We start from the raw sequence: 9024 nt of genomic DNA, 5'->3' as shown, positions 1-9024 counted from the left end.
CATCACCCCCGGCAGCGGAAACAGCCCCGCCGCCGCCTCGCCCACACCGTTGCCCGCGTCCCCCAGGGCACGGCCGGCATCGGGGCGGTCGCTCGCGCCGCCCACCACGCGGCCCCGGTCGCCAAGCCCGCCCGCGCCCAGAAACCCGAGCGCCGAAGAGGCGACCGTTCCGGCAAAAAGATCGAGCCCCGGCCCGCCGCCGCCCGCAACCTCGCCCGCCTGCTTCAGCAGCCCGGCGGTATGACCCGCCAGCCCGCTGACCGCCGCCATCAGGGCAAAGGCCGAAATCCCGGTGCCGCCGACCACGGTGTTCATCGAGCCGCCGATCTCGTGCTTCTGGTTGCCCCCGACCTCGACCGCGCGGTTCTTGCCGACGGCCGCGACCTCATGGCGGTCCACCCGCTTGATGCGGTCGTTCAGCACCCGCGTCGTCTGGTCCTTCTGCGCATGGAAGAACATGTTCTGGATGCCGTTCTGGTCCTCAAAGGCGATCTCGTTGAAGCCCTGTCCCTGGTGGGTGTTCGAGCGCCAGACCGCCTTGGTCTTGTGTTCCGGCAACGGATAGGGCGCATCGTTCCGGCCGTTGAACACGTTCCCGGTGACGATGGGCTTGTCGGGATCGCCTTCGAGGAACTCGACCAGCACCTCCATGCCGATGCGGGGGATGACCATGCCGCCCCACCCGTTCCCGGCCCAGTTCTGCGACACCCGGCAGCGCATCGAATGGGCGCCGGCCAGGTCCCAGTGGAACCGCACCAGGATCCGGCCGTATTCGTCGCAGTCGATCTCGCCCTCGCCCACCACCATCGCGGTTTGCGGGCCGTGGACCACGGGCACCTGCGTCCGCCGTGGCGGCGCCATAGGTGCGGTGTCGGGCATCAAGGCATAGCTGCCGGTGAACGAATAACCGTCGCTGCCTTGACCGCCCGAGCCGTAGGCCTCCGAGACGAAATGATGGCTGGCCGAGAGGCACAGATAGGTCTCGCCCGTCCCCGGCACCGGATCGCCCGACAGGCTGACGCGCTTGCCCGCCCGCAGCGACGCGCAATCGCCCACTGCGCGGTTCCTGCGATCCGCACCGCGCTCCTGCGCGGTGCGCAGCCCGGCCACGATCTTGCCCACGTCCTGCGCCGGGTAATCACCGGGATAGTCAAAGCTTTCGATCTGGCCCTGCGCATGGGCGGCGTCGCCCAGACGATCCGCCTCCATCGCTGCGTCGGGGGTCTTGAAATTATAGTCGGTCAGCCGGATGGCGCCGGTGGTGACATTGCGCTCGGGTGCCCATTCCCAGAAATGCTCACCTTCGGCCTGATGATGGCCATCGTAGCTTTTATAGGGCCGCGCACCGATGGTTTCATGCGCCAGGACGTCGTCGGTCAGGACCAGCGTGTGCGAGCCGGGCGCGTGGCGGAAATGAAAGCTGATCCCGTGCCGTTCCATCTGCCGGCGGGCGAAATCGAGGTCGGATTCGCGGTATTGCACGGTGTATTCAAGGGTCGGGTAAGCCTGCGACAATTGGAACTCGACCGCCGGATCGCCAAGCCGGGCATAGTCCGACAGCAGTTCCTGCAAGATCTGCACCACGGTTTTGTCGTGGAAAATCCGCTGGTTGCGTCGGCTTGAGGCCAGCCAGAACCACGGCCGCAGGGTCAGCTCGTAACGATGCCCGTTCTCGCCCGCCCCCGCCCAACGCGCCTGCGTCACGATGCCGTCAAAGGATTGGCCGCCATAGCGGGTCTCGATCTCGACCGTGGCGTGGGTGCCGATCAGCGCATCAAAATCAAGATCCCCGCGCGTGGCCAGCGCCTCGACACGGTAATCAAACAGGTCGTTGAGGTGGTCGCTGCCCTCAAAGCGCAAAAGCGCCAGAACATCCGGCCCAAGATCCGTCGTCAGGCGACCAAGCCGGCCAGATTGCCGAAGAGAGGCGTTCATAAATGGCCCCCGAGGAATGACAATATGCAAACACAATAATGGGCCGATGCTACCCTGTGCATATCCGCGCCACAACACGTCCCGGCCCAGCGCCGTGAGCTGGCGCATGTCGAGGCGATGCGACCACAGCCGAAATCATTCGTCAGCAGCTTGATGCAAAGCCGACTCGGACAGCCGACCACCTTGATGTCAGGGGTATTTCCTTGAGTTGCGCGAGCGGCAGTGATGCCGCCAACGGCGGAAAGAAGCCGAAGTGGTTCGAAAAATCACCAACTGGAGAACTGGCGGTCTTGCCGGAGTTCAGGTCTTGCACACAGAATTCGATGCCCTCGGTGGCAATGATGGGCGACTGGTCGCCCCCTCGCGCGCTGGCTGTAATGGTGCGGTTGATCCCCGGCGCCTCTTCCTCGCACCGCAGGAGCACGAAGAGCCGTCGGTATCCGAACCTGCGCCGCTCGTTCGCCAGATTCTGCGGGTGCTCCCCTCGTTTTTGTGGGGGCTGTTTCGTAGGACTTACGCAAGCATTCTCAGTTTCTGCGAGGGTGTCATCCCGCCGTTACCCATGTTCGGACGCTCGTTATTGCAGGACCAGAGCCGCTCGGTAGCAATCTGCTGCACCTCATCGATTTTTTCGAAAATGTACAAGTTCAACCACTCGTGCCAGACCGCACGGTTATGGCACCCGACATATATCGAGCCCGAACGCCATGCCTTCGAGTGAGGGCGAGATGGTTCTGCTGCGGCTTCCCCGGCTGGATGTGGGTCCGGCTGACGCCTCTGTTCCCAGTCCAGTCCATGACCGTGCCGCTGACGTATTCCGGCCGGTTAGCGACTGTGATCGTTGTCGGCGCTACCTGCCGTTCGATGATCTGATTCGACGCCCGAACGACCCTTCTGCGGGCAGCAAAAAGTCGACCTCGACGCCCAGACCCTTGCGGTTGAAGTTAGCAAGGACGTTCAGCAGCCGAAATTGACGGCCCTCGCCGCGCCCGTCAGCCATGAAATCCATCGATCAGATCCCGTTCGGAGCATCCTGCACGGTCGGCTCAACGCCGAGTGTTAGCCGTGTCTCTTTTCCAAAGCCTCCTTGAGGGGGGCGTTTTGCATGTTGATGCCAGCGTACATGCGCTTCACGCGTCGGTCCTCCTCGGCCATGCTCTTCGTCTCGCTGATCCGGCTCGCGTCCATCCCGCCATACTTCACCCGCCACTTGTAAAGCGTGACGCTGCTCATGCCATGTTCACGGCGCAGTTCGATAGCAGGTATACCGCCTTTCATCAGGCGCAGTACGCCCATGATCTGGGCCTCGGTGAAACCGCTTTTCGTCATTGGAATCTCCTCCTCCATCCTGCCGAGAACATTCCAGGCCCTCATCCCCCAAGATCGGGGAGATTACCCTACCACATCACAGGCGGCGACACCCATGCACGAAAGCAGATCGAGGACACCCTCGGCTCGGCAAGACAGCCTTGACACCGACGTCTTGCATCGGAATTATTGACTGCGGCGTCCTTCCCTCACCACTTTCCCAGCGGACACCCTTGGGCGAAAGCTCAAGTTTCTGGTGTCTACCAAGATCCCGACATGAAAAGACAATGGCCGCCGAAGTGGCGACCAGAGGAGTGTGCATCGTCCGCGGGTTTACGCGGGTCTTATCTTCCGCGCCTATCCGACTGACCACGGTCAATTCCCACCCGGGATGGCCAAAGTTCAGCGCATCTTTGATAAAACGGATGCTCAAGCAGATCGATGCGCGACAGGATCTTGAAAATCCCGCGCGAACTCATAACCGGGGTGTCGTCCACCCGTGCGACCGTTTGCGTAAAGCACATCTTGCCGGTCAAGTTGGTAATATCCGTCCGGGCCGATACCCATTGGCCGGGATGAATTGCCTGTAGAAAGTCGATTGATAGCGTTATCGTGGGGGTAATGACCCGGGAAAGGCCAAACGCATACTGCGCCCCCAACCCTGCATAATCCGCAAAGGCCGCAGTCGCGCCACCGTGGCAAATTCCCAGCGGATTGAGATGACGTTCTCCGCAGCGGAAGCCAAGTTCAAGATGCTGGTCCGCGGTTTCAAGAAAACCCACCGGACCGAAAGTGCGGGCAAACCCAAAATCGAGATCCAGAAACTTCCACCCCGGCGGCATGGTTAGCCCACCTTGTTCCTGATCAGCCATTGTCGTCCCCCGCTTTTGCCCAGCTATCAACCGTGTCCATGAATATGCCGGGGCACAACTGCCGGAATGGCAGGATGCGCCCCGGCCTGCGATCAGGGTTTAAGCAGGTCGCGCAGGATGAATTTCTGGATCTTGCCGCTGGGGGTCCGAGGGATTTCCTTGATGATCTCTATCCGTTCGGGCCAGTATTGCTTGGCGACCTTGTTCTTGTCCATCCACTCTCGAATATCGGCCAGAGAAACGGCGGCGTTGTTTTCAACGGTGACAAAGGCGCAGGCGCGTTCGCCCAGCCTCTCGTCCGGATAGCCGACCAGCGCGGCGGTGGTGATGGACGGATGTTCGACGAGCAGGTTCTCGATCTCGACCACGGGGATATTCTCGCCGCCGCGGATGATGACATCCTTGGTGCGCCCGGCAATACGGATGTAATCGGTGCAATCATCGTCGGCCAAGCAATATGCCAGATCGCCGGTGTCCATCCAGCCGTCGGCATCAAAGGTCTCTTCCGAGGGGATGCCCATGTAGCCGATGTGGACCTGAGCGCCGCGCACCAGCAGCCGCCCGCGCTGTCCCGGGGCCAGCGCCTTGCCGGAGTCGTCCACGATCCTGACCTGCATTCCAGATACCGGACGCCCGTCCGAGGTCGAGGACAGCTGCCCTGCCCGCTCGGGCTCGGTCATGGTCGAAGCCAGGCTTTCGGTCATTCCCCAGACCGAGGTCACCGTAGTGCCCAGCACCTCGCTGGCCTGACGGACCAGGACCGGCGGGATGGGCGCGCCGGCACACAAAAACAGCCGCAGCGTTTCGGGACGTGGTGCGCCGGCCTGAACTTCGCGCACCAGATCGGCGAGGAATGGCGTGGCGCCGCCGCTGTATGTGACCCCGTACTCATTAATCAGGTCCAGCGCGCGGCGGCCGTTCCAGCTTTCCTGCAAGACCATGGTTGCGCGGTTATAAAGCGCCAGGAATACCCCCGCCGCCGTGCCCAGCATATGGCCCACCGGCGAGCCGACCAAAATCACGTCGTCATTGGACAGATGCCCCCGCTCGGTCATGTTGCGGGCCGCATTGACCATGGTGTTGACCGTATGCTGCACCCCCTTGGGCGACCCCGTGGTCCCCGAGGTATACATCAGCATCGACAACTCGCCCGGATCGGTCAGCGGCGGGGTGCCTTCGGGCGCAAGGTCCACCCGCTCGCCCGAATCGAGCAACGCATCGAAACTGTCGGTGCCGGCGCCGTTCGCCACCACCACATGTTCCAGATGATCCAGATCGTCGCGCAACAGGCGCGCGGTGCCCACCAGATCCAGCGTGCCGAAACCTTCAGGGACGATAAACACCTTGCAGCGGGCAAACCCCAGCATGAAGCGAAGTTCCCGCTCGCGGAAGATCGGCATCAGGGGGTTGCTGGTCGCGCCAAGCCGCTGGGTAGCCAATACTGCCACCACGAATTCCCACCAGTTGGGCAGTTGCAATGCCACCACATCGCCCCTGCCCACACCCAGTTTGCGCAGGCCACCGGCGGCACGCGCGACGCGATCCTCGAGTTCGCGGAACGTCAGCCTGACGGCGCCACCGGCACGGTCACTGACAATGGCCAGTTTATCCGGATGATCCTGCAATGCCCTGCGCAGAAAATCGTCGTAATGCTGGTCCGTCCAATGGCCCTGCTGACGCAATTGCGCCCGGTGCACATCAAGATCGAATTTGGTCATATGTCGTCCTCCCGTGAGTTGCCGGAACCCCGTCTCGCCAATCTGTGCGAGTTACTTGCGAGCCTCCGGGAAATGGCGGTTCAGTTACCGAGCGGAGCAATCAGGCGTCGGACACCATCGCTGCCAATGGAATCGTACAGCGCGAATGGGCCGCCCAGATACGCGGGGAAACCGGCAGCACTCTGGCTGTGGAAATCGGCGGCACGGCAACTGTCGGCATCAAGGTCCCCGCCGTTTTCCAGCGCGGCGATTACCGCGACCCCCAGCAAGGCCCCCGCGATGATCTGGTCCTGCCCTTGCGGTGCGTCGATCCAGATGCCGGTGGGCGCAATCCCTGGATGCTCACCCAGCGCCTCGTCCGATATCGGCTGGATCGGACCACCCGGCAGAATCGTCGCAGACAGCCGCGCCCAGCGCACAGCGGCCTCGACATCGGCAGGCTCAAAGCGGGTTGCCACATTTGCCCAGCTCTGGCGGATCGCCGCGGCGATGCTGTCATAAGCTTCGGGCAGCGTCCCGGTCTTGCGCTGTTTCTGCCAGATCTGCTTGCCCAGAAAGAGGCTTGAAATCATGTCGCGCGGCTCGGGGCGCTTGATCAGATCGGCAAAGATGTCGATTTCCTTGCTGACTGCCGCATCTATCGGCAGCGGCAGGCCGTATTCGACACAATCCAGAATCGAGGTGATCGCCGGATAATGTCCGCCGGTCTCTTCCTGCCGGCTGCGACGCAATTCGACCAGCTGGGCGCTGACCTCGTCCGACGACGGGATCCGGTAATCCGCGCGGTCCCAGGGCTGGATCGGCTGTGGATTGGACCTGATCCATTCGACACAGGCGGCGATCTCTTGCCCGGCGGGCACGACGCGATGTGCGGCGCCGGCGGCAACCGCATCGGCGACGGTGAGCCGGGCCGCATCCAGCAGCACCGGCATCGCCGCCTCGACCCCGACCAGCCGGGGCATTCGCTGCGTTCCCCCGCCGCCCGGCAACAACCCAACCAGCGATTCCGGCAGGCCAAGTGCGGTCGACGGTGTATCGGCCAGCACCCGGTAATGCCCGGAAAGCGCAAACTCGCAGCCACCGCCAAGCGCCAGCCCGTTGATCGCAAACGCCACCGGCACGCCTGCGGTTTCAAGCTTGCGAAACGCCCGGCCGATGGGGGAAAAATGGTCGCGCCCGATTTGCCAGCGCTGGTCTTCAGGCGCGGCGATAATCATCGCATAGGCTTGCGCCAGTTCGCCCAGATCCGCGCCCGCGCAAAAGGCAGTGGTTTTTCCCGATGAAACCACCAACCCTTTCAGTCCGCTGCTTCCCAACCAGTCTGCGACGGCCTCGGCCTCCAGGATGGCACGGTTTGAGAACACATTCATGGTCCGACCGGGCATGTCGAATATCAGGTGGCCGATACCGTCCTCGACGAGCTCGTAACGGAACTCTACGAGTTCTGGCGGTTGCGTGGTCATGCCCTGTTCCTCCCAGCAGACATCAGTCCCGGCACCCAACTTAGTGCGCTGCAATATAGTGCATATGCATACTGGATAGGTCAATTCCTTTGCACCGCCAGACTGCCTAAATGACGCAGTTTTTTAGGCGACAGCGGGCCTGCACAGATAGATCCCAGTGGCAACGCAGCTATAGACCGTCACGCCGTCCTGATTCTCGCCCTCCATCCGAAACGAAACAATCCCCCGGTCAGGCTTGGACTTAGACACCCGCGCTGACAGCACCTCGACCCGCAGCCATAGCCGATCGCCGGGCCCGACCGGATGCAGCCAGCGCAACTCATCGCAGCCTGGCGCCGCCAACCCTGCCCGGGACGGCAGGAACTCATCCACCAGCAGCCGCATCATCAGCGCAGCGGTCATCCACCCCGAGGCAATGACCTGGCCATAGGGGCCGGCCGCGGCTGCATGCGGGTCGATGTGGAAGGACTGCGGATCATAGCGACGGGCGAATTCGATGATTTCCCGCTCGGTCACCTCGATCGGACCGAAGCGATAGCGGTCGCCGATGCGATAATGTTCGAACCAGCGATCCGCCGCGGGTAAGTTGAAACCAGATCCTGACGCCACGCGCCGCCTCCCCCTGCTTTCGCTGCAAGCATTTAAGTTGCTAGCATACTATATTATTGCACACCTGTTTGATATCGTCTAGGCTGAACCCAGCATCACAATTCAAGCACGAGTGGGAGGGGGCATGGAGTTTCAGGGGCAGTCCATCAGAATGACGATGGAAGACGGGCTCGCAAGGGTGATCCTGTGCCAGCCCGACCGCGGAAATCCCATCGACGGCAGGCTGGGGGGCGAACTGCTCGAACTGTCGGGCATGCTCATGACATCGCCCCGGGTTCGCGCAGTGCTGATGGTGGCCGAGGGACGATTTTTTTCGGTTGGCGGGGATCTCAACAGCTTCAAGGACCGCATTGATGAGCTGCCCAAATTGGTGCTCGACTGGACCTCGGACTTCCACACTGCGCTTGCTCGATTGCGCCGCATGGACGCCCCCATGGTGTGCGCGGTCGAGGGCGGCGTGGCGGGCGGCGCGGTGGCGATGATGGCCTTTGCCGATGTCATTCATGCGGCGGATTCAGTCAAGTTTACCGCCGCCTTTCCGGCAATCGGCTTTTGCGCCGACAGCGGCACGACCGTATCGCTGTCGGAACGGATGGGCATTGCCCGCGCACGTCGCTTCATCCTGTGCAACGAAACCATTGCGGCCAGCGAAGCGCAGGCCACCGGCCTTGTCGATCACCTGCATCCGCTGGCCGAGGTCCGCACCGCGGCCGAGGCGACGGCGCAGCGCCTCGCGCAGGGGCCGACGCGCGCCTATGGCATGATCAAGCGGTGCTTTTCCGGCGCCCTCGGCCGCAGCCTCGACGAGCAGCTGGAGATGGAGGCGGTGTCGCTGTCGCAGGCCGCAAGCTTTGCCGATGCGCGCGAGGGGATCACGGCCTTCGTGCAAAAACGCAAGGCGGACTTTACCGGCAGCTAGTCTGGCCAACCGGTTTCGTTGGCCCGCGTGACCATTCTGGCGGTCGGACAGGAAACGGAAAGAAAGAGGTAACGGACGATGAAGGTTCTCGTTCCGGTCAAGCGTGTGATTGACTATAACGTCAAGGCGCGCGTCAAGGCCGATGGGTCGGGGGTTGACCTCGCGAACGTCAAGATGTCGATGAACCCGTTCGACGAGAT

The 9024-nt window shown here is 62.5% G+C and carries 6 protein-coding genes and 2 pseudogenes; 2 read left to right on the top strand and 6 right to left on the bottom strand.

Features of this window, described 5'->3' with window-relative positions:
• The 6 genes and pseudogenes from BLW83_RS15235 to BLW83_RS15210 all read right to left on the bottom strand — a co-directional run.
• The coding region (locus BLW83_RS15235) for a type VI secretion system Vgr family protein (RefSeq protein WP_090849229.1) at window positions 1–1935 on the bottom strand (1935 nt) is incomplete at its 3' end.
• Between the two features lie 513 nt (window positions 1936–2448).
• A pseudogene (locus BLW83_RS15230) lies at window positions 2449–3264 on the bottom strand (transposase).
• A 323-nt stretch (window positions 3265–3587) separates the two neighbouring features.
• Window positions 3588–4115 carry a PaaI family thioesterase gene (locus BLW83_RS15225; RefSeq protein WP_090849227.1) on the bottom strand — a complete coding sequence of 176 codons (528 nt, stop codon included), beginning with the start codon at window positions 4113–4115 and terminating at the stop codon, window positions 3588–3590.
• A gap of 92 nt (window positions 4116–4207) precedes the next feature.
• Entirely contained in the window at window positions 4208–5833 is a 1626-nt protein-coding gene (locus BLW83_RS15220; protein ID WP_090849225.1) for an AMP-binding protein, read from the bottom strand.
• A gap of 80 nt (window positions 5834–5913) precedes the next feature.
• Window positions 5914–7380, bottom strand: a complete 1467-nt coding sequence (locus tag BLW83_RS15215; RefSeq protein WP_177172607.1) for an enoyl-CoA hydratase-related protein — start codon at window positions 7378–7380, stop codon at window positions 5914–5916.
• 39 nt (window positions 7381–7419) lie between these two features.
• Window positions 7420–7905, bottom strand: coding sequence for a MaoC family dehydratase (locus BLW83_RS15210; protein ID WP_090849222.1), 486 nt, complete (start codon window positions 7903–7905; stop codon window positions 7420–7422).
• A 151-nt stretch (window positions 7906–8056) separates the two neighbouring features.
• Here BLW83_RS15210 and BLW83_RS15205 point away from each other — a divergent pair, with 151 nt between their 5' ends.
• Both BLW83_RS15205 and BLW83_RS15590 read left to right on the top strand, forming a co-directional pair.
• Window positions 8057–8824, top strand: coding sequence for an enoyl-CoA hydratase/isomerase family protein (locus BLW83_RS15205; protein WP_177172606.1), 768 nt, complete (start codon window positions 8057–8059; stop codon window positions 8822–8824).
• A gap of 78 nt (window positions 8825–8902) precedes the next feature.
• Window positions 8903–9024: pseudogene (locus BLW83_RS15590) on the top strand (electron transfer flavoprotein subunit beta/FixA family protein); the annotation flags it as partial.

This window comes from Paracoccus alkenifer (assembly GCF_900108405.1).
GTDB lineage: Bacteria > Pseudomonadota > Alphaproteobacteria > Rhodobacterales > Rhodobacteraceae > Paracoccus > Paracoccus alkenifer.
This window is presented reverse-complemented; position numbering and strand designations above follow the sequence as displayed.